The organism is Salinispora goodfellowii (assembly GCF_059570675.1).
In genome coordinates, this window is the sequence record NZ_JCANTD010000005.1 from 32,857 (window position 1) to 53,144 (window position 20,288).

Annotated in this window: 10 protein-coding genes and 3 pseudogenes; 9 read left to right on the forward strand and 4 right to left on the reverse strand. The window is 70.2% G+C overall.

Annotation, left to right across the window (positions count from 1 at the left end):
- The first annotated feature begins 1,072 nt into the window (after positions 1-1,072).
- From T398_RS07695 to T398_RS07710, 4 genes and pseudogenes are all read left to right on the forward strand, one after another.
- Positions 1,073-2,866 carry an AMP-dependent synthetase/ligase gene (locus T398_RS07695; protein ID WP_496445668.1) on the forward strand — a complete coding sequence of 598 codons (1,794 nt, stop codon included), beginning with the start codon at positions 1,073-1,075 and terminating at the stop codon, positions 2,864-2,866.
- Positions 2,867-3,104: 238 nt separating this feature from the next.
- Positions 3,105-4,614 (forward strand): annotated as a pseudogene (locus tag T398_RS07700) (MFS transporter).
- Between the two features lie 58 nt (positions 4,615-4,672).
- The gene (locus T398_RS07705; protein ID WP_496445669.1) at positions 4,673-6,373 is read left to right on the forward strand and encodes an RCC1 domain-containing protein; all 1,701 of its coding nucleotides are present in this window, start codon (positions 4,673-4,675) and stop codon (positions 6,371-6,373) included.
- 37 nt (positions 6,374-6,410) lie between these two features.
- Positions 6,411-7,015, forward strand: a pseudogene (locus T398_RS07710) (sugar nucleotide-binding protein).
- A gap of 129 nt (positions 7,016-7,144) precedes the next feature.
- Here T398_RS07710 and T398_RS07715 read toward each other — a convergent pair.
- Positions 7,145-7,519: pseudogene (locus T398_RS07715) on the reverse strand (GNAT family N-acetyltransferase); the annotation flags it as partial.
- A gap of 241 nt (positions 7,520-7,760) precedes the next feature.
- Here T398_RS07715 and T398_RS07720 point away from each other — a divergent pair.
- The 3 genes from T398_RS07720 to T398_RS07730 all read left to right on the forward strand — a co-directional run bounded on the left by T398_RS07720 (position 7,761) and on the right by T398_RS07730 (position 13,285).
- Positions 7,761-9,440: an RCC1 domain-containing protein gene (locus tag T398_RS07720; protein ID WP_496445670.1), complete on the forward strand. Its 1,680-nt coding sequence runs from the start codon at positions 7,761-7,763 to the stop codon at positions 9,438-9,440.
- Positions 9,441-9,682: 242 nt separating this feature from the next.
- Positions 9,683-12,796 carry an FAD-binding and (Fe-S)-binding domain-containing protein gene (locus T398_RS07725; protein WP_496445671.1) on the forward strand — a complete coding sequence of 1,038 codons (3,114 nt, stop codon included), beginning with the start codon at positions 9,683-9,685 and terminating at the stop codon, positions 12,794-12,796.
- A 33-nt stretch (positions 12,797-12,829) separates the two neighbouring features.
- Positions 12,830-13,285 (forward strand): hypothetical protein, encoded by a 456-nt coding sequence (locus tag T398_RS07730; protein ID WP_496445672.1) that lies wholly within the window; start codon positions 12,830-12,832, stop codon positions 13,283-13,285.
- 39 nt (positions 13,286-13,324) lie between these two features.
- Here the strand turns inward: T398_RS07730 and T398_RS07735 are convergent, their stop codons facing one another.
- The gene (locus T398_RS07735; protein ID WP_496445673.1) at positions 13,325-15,112 is read right to left on the reverse strand and encodes a glycoside hydrolase family 15 protein; all 1,788 of its coding nucleotides are present in this window, start codon (positions 15,110-15,112) and stop codon (positions 13,325-13,327) included.
- Between the two features lie 184 nt (positions 15,113-15,296).
- On the opposite strand from T398_RS07735, the gene T398_RS07740 reads away from it, so the two are divergent.
- On the forward strand, positions 15,297-16,310 hold the full coding sequence (locus T398_RS07740; RefSeq protein WP_496445815.1) for an SDR family oxidoreductase: 1,014 nt from the start codon (positions 15,297-15,299) through the stop codon (positions 16,308-16,310).
- 74 nt (positions 16,311-16,384) lie between these two features.
- Here the strand turns inward: T398_RS07740 and T398_RS07745 are convergent, their stop codons facing one another.
- Positions 16,385-17,617 carry a glycoside hydrolase 5 family protein gene (locus T398_RS07745; protein WP_496445816.1) on the reverse strand — a complete coding sequence of 411 codons (1,233 nt, stop codon included), beginning with the start codon at positions 17,615-17,617 and terminating at the stop codon, positions 16,385-16,387.
- A 100-nt stretch (positions 17,618-17,717) separates the two neighbouring features.
- Positions 17,718-18,737 (reverse strand): LacI family DNA-binding transcriptional regulator, encoded by a 1,020-nt coding sequence (locus tag T398_RS07750; protein WP_496445674.1) that lies wholly within the window; start codon positions 18,735-18,737, stop codon positions 17,718-17,720.
- A gap of 191 nt (positions 18,738-18,928) precedes the next feature.
- Between T398_RS07750 and T398_RS07755 the strand changes: the two genes are divergently transcribed.
- Positions 18,929-20,209 carry an ABC transporter substrate-binding protein gene (locus tag T398_RS07755; RefSeq protein ID WP_496445675.1) on the forward strand — a complete coding sequence of 427 codons (1,281 nt, stop codon included), beginning with the start codon at positions 18,929-18,931 and terminating at the stop codon, positions 20,207-20,209.
- The last annotated feature ends 79 nt before the right edge of the window (positions 20,210-20,288 follow it).

The following is a 20,288-nucleotide window of genomic DNA, read 5'->3' on the forward strand; positions in this document are numbered from 1 at the left end:
TTAGAGGATGTCAGACTCGCTCTTCGCTGAGTCCGTTCATCGTGCTGGTGGCCGTGACCCCCTGGGAGCGATTTAACTACGACCTGTACGCCATCCCGCTCACGCCATACCTCGCTCCAGGCTTCCTGGTATCTGCGGGGTCCCCACCGGATGCACCGGTACCGCCGCGCAAGGTTGATTCGAGATCGACATGTCGGTTGCTGGACTGCCGGAGATCAATGCCCGGTATCGGCAATAAGGGCGCGAAGCTGATCCGTCCTGGTGCGGCGTGCGGCGTGCGGCGTCGGCGGCGCGCAGGCCGCTCAGGCGGAGGGGACGGTGTCTGCACCTGCTAATCCGACACTCGCCCGCGCTGAAGAGCGTGCGCTGGAACGGGTTGCTATGGGCCTCGGAATTTATCCGAAGGTCGTCGGTCGCCGGCCGAAGGTGCAGAACGGGCAGGCCCGAGGGGGCGCGGCCAGCATCGTGCAGCTTATCGACTGCTCGCTGGCTGCCGTCGCCAGTGAGCAGGGCTGCAGTGGCGGTGACCGGAGGCTGTCGGCAGCCGGGTTTGACGGTAAGCCGGAACGGGGTCGATACGCCGGGGGTGGACCTGTGACGGGGCGATCTGCACCGGGTGTGACACTCCGCCCTACGCGCCTACGTCGCCGGCCACCCTCGCTGGTCGGGCAGTATCGATGGCGGGGGCTGGCTCGGTGGCGGATGGCGCTCGACGGGTTGTGCCTGGTGAGGCTGTTCTGCCCCGGCGGGTTCTGGGGCGGGAGTGGGCAGCCGCACCGGATGGGTCGGCCGAGGTGACCTGCCGGTGTGTGGACTGGCCTGGTGGGCGGAGAGTGGCGCCGAACAGACCTTCCCGTTAGCCAGGAATTCGGTTAACGTGAATGCGCGGTTGGTGGGGCGCAGCAGATCGTTCCCGCCGGCTTGTTTGTGGTCTTCCCAGTAATGCCGGGCTGTCTGCGTTGAGCCCGGTGACGCGCCACTGTCGGAGCTCTGAAATCTCTTAACAGGCTGGGCGGCCGGTTCCCCTGATAGCAGCAGCGGCGACCGCCGCCACTGAATATTGGAGGATCGGGTGCGGGAGTCGACATCGCCGCCGCTATACGTGGTGCCGGAGAAGGGCGGGCTCGCTGACCTCGTCGCGGGCAACGCGGCCGAGGAGCCGGATGCGCCGGTGTTCCACCGCAAGGTCGGGGACCGTTGGGAGCCGGTCAGCGCCGCGACATTCTTCACCGAGGTCACCGATCTGGCCCGTGGGCTGATTGCCAAGGGGGTCGAGCACGGGGACCGCGTCGGCCTGCTCTCCAGTAATCGATACGAGTGGTCACTCATGGACTTCGCCCTCTGGACGATCGGTGCGTCGCCCGTCCCGATCTATCTGACCTCCTCAACCGAGCAGATCGAATGGATTCTCGGCGACTCAGGTTCGGTGGCGGTCGTGGTGGAAAACGCGACGCACGAGGAGGTGGTTCAGGGATTGCGGGGTAAGCTCCCCGCCCTGCAGCATGTCTGGCAGCTCGACGACGGGGCGGTGGAGGAACTCCGGGGCGCGGGTGCCGTGGTCGAGCCAACTGTGGTGGAGGAGCGTCGGAAGGCGGTACACCCGGGGGACACTGCCACGATCATCTACACCTCGGGCACCACCGGGATGCCCAAGGGCTGCACCCTCAGCCACACCAACCTGCTCGCCGGCTCCGGCAATTCGGTCGCCCTGCTCCGCACCATGTTCGGGCCGGTGGGCGACCTTCCCGCCTCGACTCTGCTCTTTCTGCCCCTTGCCCACGTCTTCGGCCGGATGGTGCAGGTCGGTGCCACAGTGGCGCGGACGCCCCTGGCACACTGCTCCGATGTGAAGCAGGTTCCGGCGGAACTGGCCAGCTACAAGCCGACCTTCCTACTCTCGGTTCCGTACGTGTTGGAGAAGGCGTATAACAGCGCCCGACGCAAGGCGTACGAGGGCGGCAAGGGCAAGATTTTCGACCGCGCGGCAGCGACGGCGATCGCCTACTCAGAGGCGCAGAAGCCCGGTCTGGGCCTGCGCCTTCGCCATGCTCTCTTCGATCGACTGGTGTACAGCAAGTTCCGTGCCGCGCTGGGTGGGAACCTGCGCTATGTCATCTCCGGGGGTGCGGCGTTGGGGGAGCGTCTCACGCACTTCTACCGGGGCTGCGGCATCACGGTGTTCGAGGGTTACGGCCTCACCGAAACCAGCGCGGCGGTCACGGTCAACTCGCTGGAGTCCTTCCGGCCGGGGACGGTGGGCCGGGTCGTGCCGAGCGTGCAGATGCGCATCGGTGACGACGGCGAGGTGCAGTGCACCGGCGACCCGGTGTTCGCGGGCTACTGGAACAACGAGGCGGCCAATGTCGAGGCATTCACCGAGGACGGCTGGTTCCGCACCGGCGACATCGGAGAGTTCGACGACCACGGTCACCTGCGGATCACGGGCCGGAAAAAGGAGATCCTGGTAACCAGCGGGGGCAAGAACGTGTCCCCCGTCCTGATCGAGGATCGCATCGCCTCCTCCCCGCTGGTCGCTCAGGCGCTCGTGGTGGGGGACGGGCAGAAGTACATCGCCGCGCTCATCACCATCGACTCGGAGTACCTGGAGCACTGGAAGACCAGCGCGGGAAAGCCGGCCGAGGCCACCTCCGCGGAACTGGCCAACGACCCTGACCTCCTGCAGGAGTTGCAACGCGCCGTGGACGCGGGCAACGCGGCGGTGTCCACGGCCGAGGCGGTACGACGTTTCCGCGTACTCCCCAGCGAGTTCACCGTGGAGTCCGGCCACCTGACGCCGTCGCTGAAGATGCGTCGCAAGGTGATCATGGCGGACTTCGCCGACGAGGTGGCTGAGCTGTACGACTGATCCACCCCTGGCCGTACCCGGAAGGCCCTGCGCGTGCCACGTCACGCGTCAGGGCCTTTCGGTGTTCGTGCTCCCGGTGGCGAGCCTCGGGGTGCGGTCACGATCCGCCTCGTCACCAGTAACGAGCGGCTACACCAGCCACCCAGCCCGTTTCCGATCAGCCTGAGCCGGGCGCGGCCGAGTAGCGGGGCGCGGTGCGACCCGGCGGGGCGGCGGGTAGCGAGGCAGCGCCGGCAAAATGAATGGGGTGATGGTTCCGCGACCGCCGGCCCGGTACGGCTACCGCAGCCTCGGGGCCGAGTCCGGCTTCCGGCTCCGGTTGGCGGGCGCCGCCGCGAGCAAGCTGCAAGCCGGCATGTTCTCCTTCGCGCTGCTCTACGCGGTCTCCGCCGGTCGCTCCTATGGCGTCGCCGCGCTGGTCGTCGCGGTCGCCGCGCTCGGCGGTATCGCGGCGCCCTTCCGTGGGCGGCTGCTCGACCGGTTCGGCGACCGGCGGGTCCTGTGGCCCATCCTGGCCGTGCATGTGGTCTCTGTGGCGGCACTGTCGGTCAACGAAGGGCTGCACGGGCCGGTGCTGGCCACCTTTGGGCCGGCGCTGGTGGCGAACGTGTCGATGCCTCCGGTCGGGGTGCTGTCGCGGGTCATGTGGCGCAGGATGTCTCAGCCGGAGAATCTGCGGAGCGCGTTGGCGCTTGACGCGGTGCTCACGGATCTCGCCTTCGTCCTCGGACCCGCCCTGGTTGGTCTGCTGACCGAAACTGTGTCGCCGATGGCCGGATTGGTGGTTTCCAGCAGCTCGAGCGCGCTGGCGACGGTCCTGCTCCGGCGGGCGCAGGCCGGCCGGGAACCAGCCCGGAGATCCAGCCGGGATCCGGTCGGGGGCACCCGCCGGGCGTCGTTGGGGGGCACCCGCCGGGCGTCGGTAGCGGGCACCCTTCGGGAGCCGGCTGCGGGGGATGCCGGCCAGGAATCGGAACGGGGCGCCGGCGGCGCGCGACACTGGTTCGGGCCGCTTGTGCTGGGGCCCCTGCGCTGGCTGCTGCTCGTCGCCTGCCTCTTCTCCGCAGCGTTGCACGCCGTGCAGATCGCGCTCCCCGCAGTGGCTGGTCGATCGGCTGGCGCCGCTCTGGTCAGCCTCCTGTCGGTGGGCAGCATCGTCGGTGGCCTGGCCGTTGGGGCGCTGCGTAGCAGGTGGGTACCGTGCCTGCCTGTCCTGCTCCTGGGGCTTGCCCTCGCGTGTGTGGCCCTGGCGGTGGTCGGTCGACTGCCGCTGGGGCTGTTGATGGCTGGGTGCCTCCTGGTCGGTCTCTTCATCGGGCCCACCTTCGTTGCCCTGTACAGCGGTGCGGGTGATCTGGCGCCCCCGGGCACGGAGGCGGAGACGCAGTCCTGGACTGGGGCTGCCATTCAGCTCGGCGCCGCCATCGGCGCTGCGGCCGGCGCTGCCGCAATCGAGGGCTGGGCGCCGCTGGCCGCGGTCGGGGTGGCGGCGGTGCTGGCGCTGTCCGGGGTTGGGCCGGGCCTTCGGGCGGCCCGCTCGCCGCGGCACCGCAGCCGACCGGAGGACCGGCGGCGCCGCAGCCAACCGGACGGCCCCAGCTGGAGTGCACCTACCGCGGAGTCGGCTGAGGCCGGTCGTCGTTCCCTCGGCCGAGGCCGGCGGTCTTTCCACGGTGACCAACAACCTCGGCGTACCGCTGGGCGTTGATCCTGGCGGTAGAGGTGTTTCTGCCCGCATTGAGGGATAGGCAACTAGGAGTAGCAGCTGTCCTTCGTGCGGTACTTCACTGCGCGGAGGCGTACGCGATGCAGGGTTTCGGTCAGCGGCTGGGTAGGGGCGCCGGAGGGCGCCGGGCGGGACGTGCCGTCGTCGGATGGTTCGCCCTCGCGCTGGCGGTGACGGTAACGCAGTCGATCGGGATAGCACCCGTGTTGGCCCAGCACCAGCCCGGATCGACCGCTGTGTCGGAGTTCCTCCTGGCCTGGGGGAAGAACGACAATGGGCAGTTTGGTAACGGGAGCACCGTCGGGAGTAGCGAGCCGATCGCGGTGGGCCTGCCGCTGGGCGCCACGGTCACTGCTGTCGCCGCTGGTAAGTTTCACAGTCTGGCGTTGACCTCGGCCGGCACGGTCCTGGCCTGGGGCGCCAACCACTTTGGCCAGCTCGGGGACGGAACCCTGATCGACCGTAGTGCGCCCGTCGAGGTGATCCTGCCGTCCGGCACCACCGTCACCGCCGTCGCCGCCGGGGGCGTCCACAGCATGGCGTTGACCTCGGCCGGCACCGTCCTGGCCTGGGGTGGCAACGGCTTCGGTCAGCTCGGGGACGGGAGCACGACCCGGCGCACCACGCCCGTCGAGGCGATCATGCCGTCGGGTGTGACGGTCACCGCTGTCGCCGCCGCCGAAAGCCACAGCCTGGCGGTGACCTCCGCTGGCACCGCGTTCGGCTGGGGGCTGAACAACCTCGGCCAGCTGGGCGACGGGAGTAATCTTGATCGGAGTACGCCGGCCGGTGTCGCCCTGCCCCTCGGCACCGAGGTCACTGCCATCGCGGCCGGCCGCCTCCACAGCCTGGCGGTCACCTCCACCGGCACCGCCCTTGCCTGGGGGTACAACAATTCCGGGCAACTCGGGGACGGGACCACCACCAACCGGAGCGCGCCGGTTGACGTCGCTCTGCCCCTCGGCACCGACGTTGCCGCCGTGGTGGCCGGCCGCATCCACAGTGCCCTCCTGACCTCGGCCGGCACTGTTCTCGCCTGGGGGGACAACAGCGCCGGGCAACTCGGAAACGGAAGCAACAGCAGCAGCAGTGAGCCCCTCGATGTCAGCCTGCCCACGGGCGCCACGTTCACCACCATCGCCTCCCGGGACAGCGACCACACCCTGGTGATAGCCACCGACGGCACCGCGCTCGCCTGGGGGAGCAATGTCTTTGGCCAGCTCGGGGATGGCACCATCAACGACTCCAGCACACCGGTGGCCGTCGCCCTGCCCTCCGGGATCACCCTGACCACCACCGCCGTCGGCAACGACCACAGCCTGGCCCTGCCGGTTCAGCAAGGAAGCTCCGCCACGACCTTGCAGGTCTCGCCGCCGGAACCGACCGCGGATCAGGATGTCACGCTCACCGCCACCGTCACCTGCGACCTGGGAAGCCCGACCGGCAGCGTCACCTTCCGCAACGACAACGTCGACCTCGCCACCGTGCCGCTGGACAGCGCCAACACCGCCACCCACACCACCCGGCTCCCTGCCGGCGCCAACACCATCACCGCCGACTACACCAGCACCAGCACCGTCTGCCCCAACAACCAGGCCGAAGCCGTCCCGGTCACCGTCACCGATCCGACCGACCCCACCGATCCGACCGATCCGACCGATCCCGACCTACCCATCACCGGGGCCAGCCTGCCCAGCCTGCTCGGCGCCGCCACCCTGCTCATCAGCGCCGGCGTCAGCTTCATCCTTCTCACCCGCCGACACCGGTCGACCCACCACTGAGGCAACCGGGTAGCGGTGTCGGGCACCATTGCCGACCATGGACCTTCTCGTCGTAGGCGGTAGTGGACTGCTGGGCCGCGAGCTCGTTCGCCAGGCGCGGCGGACCGGCCGTCAGGTGGCGGCGACCTTCCACCGTCAGGTGGCGCCGGTAGCGGATGTGACCTGGCGGAAGCTCGACATCCGACGCCGCGACGAGGTCGCCGCCCTGGTGCACCAGCTTCGACCCGTTGCGATCATCAATGCGGCCTACCACCAGGACGACTGGGTCACCACCGCCGACGGCGGCATGAACGTGGCTGCCGCCGCGGCCGCCGTGGTGTCCTCTTCACCGACGACCTGCGCTGCCCGATCCACGTCGCGGACCTGGCCGCGGCGCTTCTGGAGCTGGCCAATTCCGGGTATGCCGGAATCCAGCACGTGGCTGGCGCCGATGCGGTCAGCCGCTACGAACTCGGCGAGCTCATCGCCCACCGCGACGGTATCGACGACCTGGTCCTGCCCGCCGGCCGGCGGGCCGACACCACCATTCCTGGTCCGATCCGGGTCCGTCTCGACTGCACCGAGACCCAGTCCAGACTGACTACCCAGCTCCGCGGTGCCCGTACGTTTCTTGCCCCTGCTCCGCCTAACCAACGGCGCTGAACAACAGCCGGTCGCGCCACTGTCCGCGGATGCGGAGGTGGTTGTGCCGGCGCCCGACCGGCCGCATTCCGCTTTGGTCAGGACGCGAGCGGAGGCAACGTTGGCCGGGTCGCACGTCGCGCTGATTTCGCGCAGGCCGAGCTGGTCGAATCCGAACCTCATCAGGGCCTGGGTGGCCTCGGTGGCATACCCGTGCCCCCACCAGGGGCGGGCCAATACATAGCCGATCTCGGCCTGCCGGTGAGGGGGGTCGGTTTCGGCGAGTTGGATGGAGCCGATCAGGGCGCCGACCGCCGGGTTGACTATGGCGAGGGCGAATGTCGATCGTGGGGTGAGGGCGGCGTGCGCGGCCACCTCGCGTAGAAAAGCCGCGGTGTCCTGCGGAGTGTTGGGTCCCCAGTCTGTGTGGCGGACAACCTCCGGATCGCTCGCGAACTCGTGCACGGCGGCATGGTCGGTGCGGCGGAATTCTCGCAACAACAGGCGAGGCGTAGCCAGCTCCATAGCGGCACATGCTTTCACCTTGTTCGGCGGCGGGTGAGCTGGTTTGCCCGGCGGAGCATCGGCAGGTCCCGGCGGAGCATCGGCAGGTCTTCGCGCGCGCCGGGATGCGCCAGCTGACACTCCGTTCGGCGGATCGGTTCATGTCCTGGCATGGGCGTTTCTACCCATGAATCCAGGAATAAGTAGCTAATAATGGCATCTGTCTTATTGGCAGAGGATTATCTGCTCGGAGGTGGATGCGATGCAGGGATTCTGCCAGCGGCGTGGCCGGGGTGGTGGAGCGAAGCGGGTACGACGTGTGGTCGCCGGTTGGTTCTCCCTCGCGCTGGCAGTGGCGTTCTCGCCGGTGGTCGGCGGACCGTCCGCGTCGGCGCAGCACCAACCCCAATCGACCTCCGCCAGCTCGGACGCGATCCTCGCCTGGGGTGGGAACGCCGGGGGGCAGTTGGGCGACGGGAGCACGGACAACAGCAGTGAGCCGCTGGCGGTGCGCCTGCCCGCGGACACCACGGTCGCCGCCGTCGCCGCCGGTGAGCGCCACAGTCTGGCACTGACCTCGGCGGGCACCATCCTTGCCTGGGGCAGCAACTACGAAGGCCAACTCGGTAACGGGACCACCGTGCGCAGCGGCGAGCCCGTCCCGGTGCGCCTGCCCGCGGGTGTCCGGGCCGTCGCCGTCGCCGTCGGCGCCAACCACAGCGTGGCGTTGACCTCCACCGGCTCCCTCCTCGCCTGGGGCGCCAACAACTCCGGCCAACTCGGCAACGGAACGATCACCAGCAGCAGTACGCCCGTCGCGGTACGACTGCCATCAGGGACCGTGGTTGCCGCCATCGGCGCGGGCCGCGACCACAATCTGGTCCTGACCGCGACCGGGTCGGCGGCCCTGCTCGCCTGGGGGGCGAACAGCGAAGGCCAGCTGGGCGACGGAACCAGGTTCGGCCGCAGCACCCCGGTCGCCGTTCAGCTGCCACCCGGTCCCACGGTCACCGCCATCGCTGGCGGAGGCGACCACAGCCTGGCGTTGGCTGCCGACGGCACCGCCCTGGCCTGGGGCAGCAACTCTCGCGGCCAACTCGGCAACGGCACCACCACGGACAGCCTCGTACCCGTCAGCACCGCCCTGTCGGCCGGCACCGAAGCCACCGCCGTCGCCGCCGGCCGTACGCACAGTGCGGTGCTGACCGCAGATGGAGCGGCCCTCGCCTGGGGCGGCAACCAGCGGGGGCAGTTGGGTAATGGCTCCACCTCCGACAGCAGCGAACCGGTCTCGGTCAGTCTTCCGGCCGGCGCCCAGCTCACCTCTATCGCCAGTCGGGACAGCGACCACACCGTGGCGATAGCCAGTGACGGCGCCGCCCTGGCCTGGGGCGTCAACTCGCAGGGGCACCTGGGGGACGGGACCACCTCCGACAGCGCCACCCCCGTGGCGGTCAACCTGCCCACCGGCACCACGCTGGACATGATCGCCGTCGGCAACGACCACAATCTGGCCCTGCCCACACTCCAGGCGGCCTCGGCCACGGCGCTGCAGGTCTCGCCGCCGGAACCGACCGCGGATCAGGACGTCACGCTCACCGCCACGATCACCTGCAACGCCGGAGACCCCACCGGCAGCGTCACCTTCCGCAGCAACGACACCGACCTTGCCACCGTGCCGCTGGACAGCGCCAACACCGCCACCCACACCACGGTGCTTCCCGCCGGCACCAACACCCTCACCGCCGACTACACCAGTACCGACACCGTCTGCCCCAACAGTCAGTCCGAAGCCACCACCGTCACCGTCGCCGAAGCCGCCGAACTGCCCACCACCGGACCTCACCTGCCCACCCTGCTCGCCGCGGCAGCCCTGCTCCTCCTCGGTGGCGTCGCCCTCATCCACCTCACCCGTCGGCGCCGGCCAGGTCACCGGTACTGACGCCCCGGCCTTCCGGTGCGGTGGGGCCGCGGGCGTTCGGTCGGGACCGCGCACCAGCGCTTGGCCGACCTGGTTCATCCGCTGCTCCCGGTGGTGCGGAAACCTCGGGGGAGGTGGGTTTACCGGTGGCCTCGCCCGGGTACCCCCGCCCGAGAATTGCCTCAAGTCGGCGAGAACCGGACGGTGAGCGTGGTGGGGGGAGTAGGGAAGCGGCGGGCCAGACGGCGGCGGGAGCGGCGGCCGTGAGTGAGGTCCTGCTGCCCCAACCGGTCGTGCGCGCACCCGGACCGGCGCTGGAGGTCGACCTGGCCGCACTCGTCGCCGACCTCCGGGCGGAGGTGGACGGCGAGGTCCGGTTCGATGCCGGCTCCCGGGCCGCCTACTCCACCGACTCCTCCAACTACCGGCAGGTGCCGCTCGGGGTGGTGCTGCCCCGGACGATCGAGGCGGGGGTGGCGGCGGTCGCGGTGTGCCGTCGGCACCGGGCGCCGCTGGTCTCCCGAGGCGGTGGCACCAGCCTGGCGGGACAGTGCACCAACACCGCCGTCGTGCTGGACTGGTCGAAGTACTGCCACCTCCTGCTGGAGGTAGATCCGCAGGCGCGGACCTGCCTGGTGGAGCCCGGCATCGTCCTGGACTCACTCAACGCCCAACTCGCGCCGACCGGGCTGGAATACGGTCCCCGCCCGTCCACCCACAGCCGCTGCACCCTGGGCGGCATGCTCGGCAACAACTCCTGCGGCGCCACCGCCCAGCGGACCGGCAAGGTGGTCGACAACATCGTCGAGTTGGAGGTACTGCTCTACGACGGGACCCGGATCTGGGTCGGGGAGACCAGCGACGAGCAGTACGCCGAGATCCAGCTCCGTGGTGGCCGACCGGCCGAGATCTACCGGCAGCTGCGGGCGCTGCGCGAGGAGTACCTAGCCGACATCCGAACCCGCTACCCGCACATTCCGCGCCGGGTCTCCGGGTACAACCTCGACAGCCTCCTGCCGGAGAAGGGTTTCCACGTCGCGCAGGCCCTGGTCGGCTCCGAGGGCACGCTGGTCACCATTCTCCGGGCGCGGTTGCGGCTGGTGCCCGTGGTGAAGGCGTCCGCTCTCGTCTTTGTCAACTATCCGGACATCGCCGCGGCGGGTGACGATGTCATGCGGGTACTGGCGCACCAACCGGTCACGCTGGAGGGGATCGACCATCGGCTGGTCGCGGACGAGCGGCGCAAACGCGAGCGGCCCGCGGGGCTTCGGGAGATCCCCGAGGGCGGCGCCTGGTTGATGATCCAGATGGGCGGGGACACGCCAGGACAGGCCCGTGCCGCCGCCAACCAATTGATCGCCGCGGTCCGTGCGGGCGGTGCGGGCACCGTGCACGAATTCAACGACCCGGCCCACGAGCGGCAGATGTGGCAGGTCCGGGAGTCGTCCCTGGGAGCGACCGCACAGGTACGTGGCTCCGAGCGCACCTGGCCGGGCTGGGAGGATTCGGCCGTCGCCCCGGAGCGGCTCGGCGACTACCTGCGGGACCTGCGACAGCTCCTCGAGGAGTACGGCCTGGACCAGGCGTCGCTGTACGGCCACTTCGGGCAGGGGTGCGTGCACACGCGCATTCCGTTCGAGCTGAACACCCCCGACGGGGTGGGGCGGTTCCGATCGTTCCTGGAACGGGCGGCCGACCTCGTCACCTCCTACGGCGGATCCCTCTCCGGTGAGCACGGGGACGGTCAGGCCCGGGGCGAACTGCTGCCGAGGATGTACGGTGGCCGGCTGATGCGGGCGTTCGGCCAGCTCAAGGCGATCTTCGACCCGGACGACCGGATGAATCCGGGAAAGACCGTGTCGCCCTACCCGCTCGACAGCCACCTGCGGTTGGGCGTCGACTATGACCACGGCCCGGTGCGGACCACCTTCGCCTACCCCAACGACGAGGGTAGCTTCGCCAACGCCGTGCTTCGCTGCGTCGGGGTGGGCCAGTGCCGCCGGCACGACGGTGCGGTGATGTGCCCCTCCTACATGGTCACGCGGGAGGAGGAGCACTCCACGCGGGGTCGCTCCCGGTTGCTCTTCGAGATGCTCGACGGCGGCGCCCGGGGCGGCAGCATCGACGACGGGTGGCGCTCCACCGCCGTCCGCGACGCCCTCGATCTCTGTCTGGCCTGCAAGGGCTGCAAGGCGGACTGTCCGGTGAACGTGGACATGGCGACCTACAAGGCGGAGTTCCTGTCGCACCACTACGCCGGGCGCCTCCGTCCCCGTGCGCACTATTCGATGGGATGGCTGCCGGTGCTGGCGGCGGTGGCCGGAACCGTCCCGGGGGTGGTGAACGCCCTCACCCACGCGCCCGGTCTGGGCCGGCTGGCGAAGGCGGCGGGCGGCATCGACCAGCGGCGCGACATCCCGACCTTCGCTGAGGAGAGTTTCCAGCGGTGGTTCGCACACCGGACCCCGACTGGGGACGGCCACCGCGGCGAGGTGCTGCTCTGGCCGGACACCTTCACCAACCGGCTCCATCCCGGGGTGGCCCAGGCCGCAGTGGAGGTGCTGGAGTCAGCGGGATGGCGGGTCCGGGTGCCGGAGGGGCCGGTGTGCTGCGGGCTGACCTGGCTCTCCACCGGTCAACTCGGCGTCGCCAAGCGGGTGCTGCGGCGTACGGTCGCTGCCCTTCGGCCCCACCTGCGGGCGGGTACCCGGGTGGTTGGTCTGGAACCGAGCTGTACGGCGGTCTTCCGTAGCGACGCCTACGAGCTCTTCCCGGACGACGAGGATGTCATCCGTCTCCGCCAGCAGACGGTCACCCTGGCCGAGCTCCTGCATGAGCACAGCCCCGGCTGGCAGCCGCCGCGGCTGCCGGCGCACGCGCTGATCCAGACCCACTGCCACCAGCACGCCGTCCTGGGTACCGCCGCCGACCAGGCGGTGCTCACCGACGCCGGGGTGCGGGCCGACTTTCTCGATTCGGGCTGCTGCGGCCTCGCCGGAAACTTCGGCTTCGAGCAGGGGCACTACGAGGTCTCCGAGGCCTGCGCCGAACGGGTACTCCTACCGGCCGTTCGGGACGCCAACGACACCGATGTGATCCTCGCCGACGGGTTCAGCTGCCGCACCCAGGTCGAACAGAGCGCGTCCGGCGGTCGCACGGCGATTCATCTGGCCGAGTTACTGCGTGCCGGGTTGCACGGTGAGTCGGTGGTGTCCCGGCCGGAACGGCGCTGGGGACGCCGGCCGCGGTCGCCGTCCCGACCGGCGCGGCTCGCCGCGGTCGGGCTGGTCGGCCTGGCCGTACTCGCGCCGGTGGTCGCCCTGGTCGAGTCGACGGTGCGGCGGTGGGGGAGGTCAAGGCCACGGCGGCTCTGGTGAGGCGGGTTCGGCATCGGATGGAGGGCGGCAACGATGGGGGCGAAACAGGCGCCTGCCCGGATCGCGGGCCGGGGGGAGCTGACGCCGACGGCGGCGGTGGGGGAGCTGACCCGGTTGGTCTGGGGCGGGCTGCTCCTGGCCGCGCCCGACCGGGTGCTGCGGGTGCTGGGCGGCGATCCGGGTTCGACCCCGTCGGCGATCCTGCGGGTGCTCGGAATCCGGCACCTGGTGCAGGCCGCGGTGCTGCTCCGGTGGCCGACGCCGGAGGCGTTCCGGCTCGGTGCGGTCGCCGACGGGCTGCACGCGCTGACCGCGGTGGCGCTCATCGCCGATCGGCGACGGCGCCGGGTCGCGTGGACTGACGCCGCCATCGCCACCGGGTGGACCATCCACGACGGTGTCGCCGCGGGTCGGGCGGGTGCCCGCGGCCGCCGTCTGGGTCACCGTGCGGCTGGACAACCGAGCTCGTCCCGTGGCGTACCTCGGTGACCTCCGTGGGGCGCACCGCGAGCGTTGGTGGTCACGGCATCAGTCGGTGCAGGGAGCGGCGTGGCCGAGGCGTACGGCGGTTTCGAGCATCAGCGCGTGTACGAAGGCCTGCGGTAGGTTGCCCCGTAGCTGCCGCTGCGCCACGTCGAGCTCCTCGGTGAAGAGTCCCGGTGGGCCGCACCCCGCCCGGTTGCGTTCGAACCACCGGTTCGCGGCGACGGCGTCACCGGCCTGCCACTCGGCGAGCGCCGCGGCGAAACCGCAGAGCAGGAAGGCCCCTTCGGCGTCCCCCAGCGGGCGGCGGTCGGGTCGAAACCGGTACAGGTAGCCGTCCTGCTGGAGTTCGTTCAGCACGGCCCGACGGGTCGCCTCGGTCCGGGGGTCGCCGTCGGGGAGCGCGCCGCGGATTCCCGGCAGCAGCAACGCCGAGTCGATGCGGGGATCGTCGTAGGCGCGCTGCCAGCGCCCGGAGGGGTGGAGAGCGTGCGCCGTGGTGTCGGCGAGAATCGTGTCGGCGAGGGAGGCCCACCGGCCGGCCAGCCCGCCCGGCGCGATCCGGGCCGCCGCGCGCAGCCCGGCCACACAGGTCAGCTTCGAGTGGGTCCACTGCCGGGCCGGGAGCTCCCACATGCCCGAGTCGGGCGACCGCCAGCGCTTCTCGATGGCCTGGGCGGCGACGGTCAGCGCCTGCCAGGAGGTGGCCTCCAGCCGTCCCCGGCCGGCGGCGGTCGCCAGGACCAGCAGCACGTCACCGTAGGCGTCCAGTTGGAACTGCCCGCCAACCCAGTTGCCGGTCCGGGCCTTGGCCCCCGGATAGCCGGGCAGGAAGGTCAGCTCCTCTTCCGACGGTACGGGGCCACCATCGATGGTGTAGGCGGGAGCGAGCCGATCGCCGTCGGCGAGGACCCGGTCGGTGAGGAACCGCACCGCGTCGTCGAGGAGCTCGTGCCGACCGATCAGGGCGGCGGCCTGTCCGGCGAACGACTGGTCGCGGATCCAGGCGTACCGGTAGTCGTAGTTGCGTCCGGCGAGCGCTCGCTCCGGCAGCCCCGTGGTCACCGCGGCGACCATCCCGCCGCCGGGCTGGGTCAGCCCGCGCAGCACCGCGTAGGCGAAGACCGCATCCCGTCCCGCGGTGCTGCGGGACAGCGGGCGCAGCACGTCCTGCCAGGACTTCTCGGTGATCCGCCACAGCTCCGCGGCGTCGGGTGGCTTCCCCTCCAGTGGCTGGGTGGCGATCTCCAGCACCAGGTCGACCTGCCCACCGGCGGGTACCCGTAGCTCGCCGTTGAGCGGCCCCTCGGCGCTGGGTTCGAGCGGGTGGCCGCAGCTGTGGCGGAGGTGCAGGCCACCGGAGCGGGCGTGCCACAGCCCCCCGTCCTGCCGTACCTGGCGGAGCGGCTCCCGACCGAAGTTCGCCCGGGGGGCGAGCCGTACCCGGACCTTCGCGTCCTGGTCCACCGCGCGCACCTGGCGTAGCAGGACCACCCGGTGGGCGTCACCGGGGAAGGCCAGGGCCTCCCGGGTTTCGATGATTCCGTCGGTGGTCACCCATCTGTTGATCCAGATCAGCGATTCGGGCTCGTACTGGCCGCCCCAGACGAAGCGCCGGCTCGTCGGGGTCACCAGGTAGCTGCCCCGGCCACCGAGGAGGCTGCTGAACAGCGGCGGGTCGGCCCACCGGGGGGCGCAGAGCCAGGCGATGTTCCCGTCCGGGCCGACCAACGCCGCCCGCTGCCCGTCGGCGAGTAGCGCGTACTCCCGGAGCACGTTCGGTGAGTCCAGGTGGGGCGCTTCGGAGCTGTTCGTCCGTTCGTTGCCGGCCACGGCAGCACCTCCCCGCCCTCCGTACCCGATCGGTGGTCCTCGACACCCCTGGGCAGCCGGCGGACCGGCTCCCACCCGTGGGCAGCCGGCGGACCGGCTCGACTAACTCGAAACGCCCCGGGTAGACAGCGTGCTGAGCCGAGTGGAACCGGAGCAGGTCAACCCGTTACGGGAGGTGGCGCGGATGGGGCACGGGCTACGGGATATTCAGGTGGCGGTGGTCACGGGCGCCAGTGGTGGGGTCGGGCGGGCCACCGTACGGCAGCTGGCGCGGCCGGGGGTCGCGATCGCCCTGTTGGCCCGCGGTCGTGCCGGTCTCGACGCCGCGGCCGAGGATGTCCGCGCCGCTGGCGGCCACGCCGTGCCGATCGAGGTCGACATGGCCGACTACCACCAGGTGGCGTCCGCCGGCCAGCGAGTCGAGGACGAACTGGGGCCGATCGACGTGTGGATCAATGTGGCCTTCAGCTCGGTCTTCGCGCCCTTCCAGCAGATTCGGCCCGAGGAGTTCCGTCGGACCACCGAGGTCGCCTACCTCGGCTACGTCTACGGCACCCGGGTGGCCCTGGACCACATGATCCCGCGGGACCGGGGTGCCATCGTGCAGGTCGGGTCGGCGCTGGCGTACCGGGGAATTCCCCTGCAGGCCGCCTACTGTGGGGCCAAGCACGCCATCGTCGGGTTCACCGAGTCGCTCCGTTGTGAGCTGTTGCACGACAAGAGCAACGTCAAGGTCACCATGGTGCACCTACCGGCGATGAACACCCCACAGTTCTCGTGGCTGCTGTCCCGGCTGCCGCGGCACGCCCAGCCGGTGCCCCCCATCTACGAGCCGGAGGTCGCCGCCCGCTCCATCGTCGCCGCTGCCGCCCGGCCCGGCCGGCGAGCGTACTGGGTGGGTACGCCCACCGCCCTGACCATTCTGGGTAACCGGCTGGTGCCGGGGCTGCTGGATCGCTACCTGGGCCGGACGGGGTTCGACTCGCAGCAGACCGACCAGCCCGTCGGTCCGGACCAGCCGGCGAACCTGTGGCAGCCGGTGGATGGGCCCGGTGGCCACGACTTCGGCGCGCACGGCGCGTTCACCGATCGATCGCTGCGGCACAGCCCGCAGGCGTGGCTGTCTCGACACCGGATGGTGTCGGTGGCGGGGGCGGCCGGGTTGCTCTTCGGTCTGCTCGCCTGGCGTCGTACCTGATCGGCCGGCCGGGTCAGCGCCGACGGCCGTAGCCGCCGGTGGCGCTGACCCGACCGGGGCCGGTCGGGGCCCGGTTAGCGGACCGGACCGAGGCCGCGGGCGGCGAGGTAGCCCTCGTCGGTCGCCCGGTCCGGGGTCACGATCGCGGTGGGCTCGGCCTGCCGGGCCTTCACCCATTCCTGGTGGAACGCGCTTCCCGGCGCGACCTCGGCCCGCCGTGCGGGTTCCTGGAGCGGGTTGATCGGCGCCACCAGCGCTGGTCGAGCCAGGGCTGCCGCGTGGGCCGCGGTGTCGCGGGCGAACTCGGCCAGGGCGAGCGCGGCCGGCTTCGGTCGGTGGTCCACGGTGAACAGGCCCAGATCGTATTCCCGGTCCGGGAAGTCGGTGAGGCGACGATCGATGTCGTGCGAGGACCACCAGGTGACGCCCCACAGTGCCGGGTTGCTGGCCACCGTCGCCAGGGTGCGCGCGACGAATTCGCCGGCCTGCTCCGCTGGTACGTCCGGCCGGGGTACCCCGACCTCCTGCAGCCACACCGGGCGGGTCGGGTCCGGGGCGCTCGAGGCGGCGAGCTCCAGCAGGTAGTCGGCGTGTGACGTGGTGGCCGGCCCGAGCGGCCCATCGATGCGCGAGGTGCCGTTGAACACCCAGGAGTGCACTGTGGTCAGGTCGCCCAGCTCGACCGCCTCGGCGGGGTGGAAGGGGTGATCGGGGGCGTACCACGCGTCGTCGAAGACGGAGTGCAGGCGGAGCGCGTCGGGCGCCGCGGTGCGGACCACCTCCAGTAGCTCGGCCGCCCACTGGTGGGAGGCGTCCGGGGTGGTGGGGTTGGCCGGCCAGAGGTTGTTGACCTCGTTGCCGAGGGTGATGGCGAAGACGTTGGGGCGCGTCGCGACCTCGGTGCTGAGCCGTCGGACGTACTCGTTGATGCCGTCGCGTGCCGCCCGGTCGGTGAAGATGCTGCTCTGGTGCCAGGTGAGCACCCAGGAGGGCAGGAAGTCGAAGCTGGACAGATGCCCCTGGAGTAGGTCGACCGAGACCCCGAGGTCGAACTCTGCCGCTACGTCGATCAACGAGAGCAGGTCGTCGATCGGCTGTTGGCGTAGGAGCGCGCGGTTGGGTTGGATCCACGGCCAGATCGGGAAGACGCGTACGTGGTCCAGGCCGATGCTCGCCAGGTCTTCGAGGTCGCGGCGGGCCGCGTCAGCCGAGAAGTCGAGCCAGCTGTAGAACCAGCCGTCGGACGGTACGTAGTTGGCGCCGAGGCGGAACCTTCGGGTGCTCTGCGTACGGGCATTGGTGATCAAAAGGTCCTCCATGTGGATAGCCAGGTATAGATTGGGAGCTAAACCGATTTATTTACACACCACGAGTGTCGCTCGACCCGCGAGCATCGACCCGGGAGTACTAGTTGCGGGTCGGTGAGGTGCTCTCCCGCGTGATCAACCGGGGCGTCTCGGTCTTGTGGTTCTTCGTCTTCGTGGGGTTGGCCAGGACCGCCATCATGGTCTGGGCCGCCTGCACGCCGAAGCGGTAGGTGTCGCGGGACAGCGCGGTGAGGGAGGGGTGGGTGAGCTGGGCCAACACCGAGTCGTCGAAGGAGATGATCGATAACTCGTGGGGGACGGCGACCCCCATCTCCAGCGCGACGCCCAGCCCGGCGACCGCCATCAGGTCACTGTCGTAGATGATCGCCGTTGGGCGGCCGGCCCCGGCGAGCAGCTTGCGCGTGGCGGCCGCGCCCTGGGCGTCGCTGAAGTCGGTGTGCAGTGACCGGGCGCGGGGGAGCGTCAGCCGGTTGGCGGCGTCCCTGAGTGCTCGGGAACGGCGCTGGGTGTGCTGAAACTCGGGTAGCCCCGACACGTGGGCGATCCGGGTGTGGCCGAGCACGGCGAGGTACTCCACCGCCGAGAGCATCGCCGCTCGGTCGTCGGCCCAGACCGAGGAGACGCTCCCGTGCCGGCCGGGCCCGCCGACCACGACGGCCGGGATCTTGAGCTGCTCCACCACGGCGATGCGGGCGTCACGAACCTTCAGGTCGATCAGTACCAGGCCGTCCACCCGGCGTTCGGAGACCCAGCTCCGGTAGATCTCGATCTCCGCTTGGGTGTCTTCGACGATCATCAGGTGCAGCGCGATCGACTGGCTGGAGAACTCCGCCTGTAGGCCGGAGAGGAGGCGGGCGAAGAAGGGCTCTACGCCGAGGGTGCGCGCGGGGCGCGCGATCACCAGCCCGACGGCGTCGGCTCGGGCTCCGCCGAGGGCTCGCGCCGCGCTGTGCGGGCGCCAGTTGATCTCCTCAGCCACGCGGAGGATGCGTGCCCGGGTGGTCTCGCTGACGCCGGGCCGGCCGTTGAGCGCGAACGAGACGGCGCCCTTGGAGACCCCGGCCCGCCGGGCGATGTCGGCGATTGTCGGTCGCTGCATCTGGCGACGCTCTCCCTCCATGCGGCTACCGAGAAGCGACGGTCGGTAGACCGCTCTTGACACGTGATTCTAACCGGGGGGATAGTCCGTTCACTAGACCGGTTTATCATTGCCGGCGGATCGCCTGTGAGCACCGGACACGCCCGATCCGACGGGGTGGCCGGCTGACTAAAAGTTAGGGGCGGAGAGAGATGCGAACACGCTTGGCCGGGCTTGCCCTGTCGTCGGCTGTGCTGACGGCCGTCGCGGGATGCGGGCTGTCCGGCACGGACACCAGTGATGACCAGGTAGACATCACCGGTGAGGTCAAAGGCACTGTGACCCTGCAGACCTGGGCCCTGAAGCCCAAGTTCACCGACTACATGCAGGGTGTTATCGACGGGTTCGAGGAGAAGTACCCGGGAACGACCGTCAAGTGGCTGGATCAGCCCGGTGACGGCTACTCGGAGAAGGTACTCAGCCAGGCGGCCAGCAACGAGCTGCCCGACGTGACGAATCTCCCACCAGACTTCGCCCTGCCGCTGGCCAAGCAGGGACTGTTGCTCGACGTCGACCAGGCCGACGACAAGCTCCGCGAGGAGTACGTCGAGGGCGCCGTCGCCTCCTACGAGTACGCCGGTCAGACCGGGGTCCACGGCTACCCGTGGTACCTGAACACCGACGTGAACTTCTGGAACACGGAGTTGCTGGCCAAGTACGGCCTGGACGAGACCAAGCTGCCGACGACGATGGAGGAGATGGTCGACCAGGCCCGGATCCTCAAGGAGAAGTCCGACGGCGAGGTGCACCTGCTGAGCCGCAAGCCCGGCATCGAGGACCTCAAACAGGCCGGCGTCGAGCTCATCTCGGCGGACGGCACGGAGTTCATCTTCAACACCCCCGAGGCCGTGGCGGTCCTGGACCTGTACCGGGACGCCTTCGCCGAAGGGCTCCTGCCCCGCAACGTGCTCACCGACGCGTACCTCGGCAACATGGACCTGTTCAAGAAGGAGCAGGTCGCCTGGACCACCGGCGGCGGCAACTCGATCACCGACATCGCGGTGGACAACCCGTCGCTGGCCGAGAAGGTCATCGCGTCGCCGTCGATCGGCACCCCGTCGCTGTACACCCAGGGGCTGTCGGTGGCCAAGAACAGCGACAACCTGCCCGCGGCCGTCGCCCTCGCCCGTTGGGTGACCAACGCGGAGAACCAGGCAGCCTTCGCTGAGGTCGTGCCCGGCATCTTCCCGAGTACAGTTACCTCCGCTGAGGATCCGCAGTTCAGCCAGAGCGACGGCACCAACGTCGGGGACGCGAAGAAGATCGCCTTCACCTCGCTGGCTGAGGCGGAGCTGTTGAAGCCGGTCATCGTCGACCAGGCGATGGACGACTTCCTCAAGCAGCAGTTCTCCCTGGCGATCAGCGGAGAGATCACCTCCCAGCAGGCGCTGGACAAGGCAGTCGAAAAGTGCAACGAACTGCTCAACAACTGATCGGCCGAGCCGGGCCGGTCCCATGTTGACCAGCGGTGCTCGGCCGGACCGGAAGCCGGCCGGCCGAGCACCGGCGCCG

Excerpts from the sequence above, each read along its gene's own strand:
- T398_RS07720 (WP_496445670.1), top strand. The coding sequence starts at position 7,761 with ATGCAGGGATTCTGCCAGCGGCGTGGCCGGGGTGGTGGAGCGAAGCGG.
- T398_RS07730 (WP_496445672.1), top strand. The coding sequence starts at position 12,830 with ATGGGGGCGAAACAGGCGCCTGCCCGGATCGCGGGCCGGGGGGAGCTG.
- T398_RS07755 (WP_496445675.1), top strand. The coding sequence starts at position 18,929 with ATGCGAACACGCTTGGCCGGGCTTGCCCTGTCGTCGGCTGTGCTGACG.
- T398_RS07705 (WP_496445669.1), top strand. The coding sequence starts at position 4,673 with ATGCAGGGTTTCGGTCAGCGGCTGGGTAGGGGCGCCGGAGGGCGCCGG.
- T398_RS07750 (WP_496445674.1), bottom strand. The coding sequence starts at position 18,737 with ATGCAGCGACCGACAATCGCCGACATCGCCCGGCGGGCCGGGGTCTCC.
- T398_RS07740 (WP_496445815.1), top strand. The coding sequence starts at position 15,297 with ATGGGGCACGGGCTACGGGATATTCAGGTGGCGGTGGTCACGGGCGCC.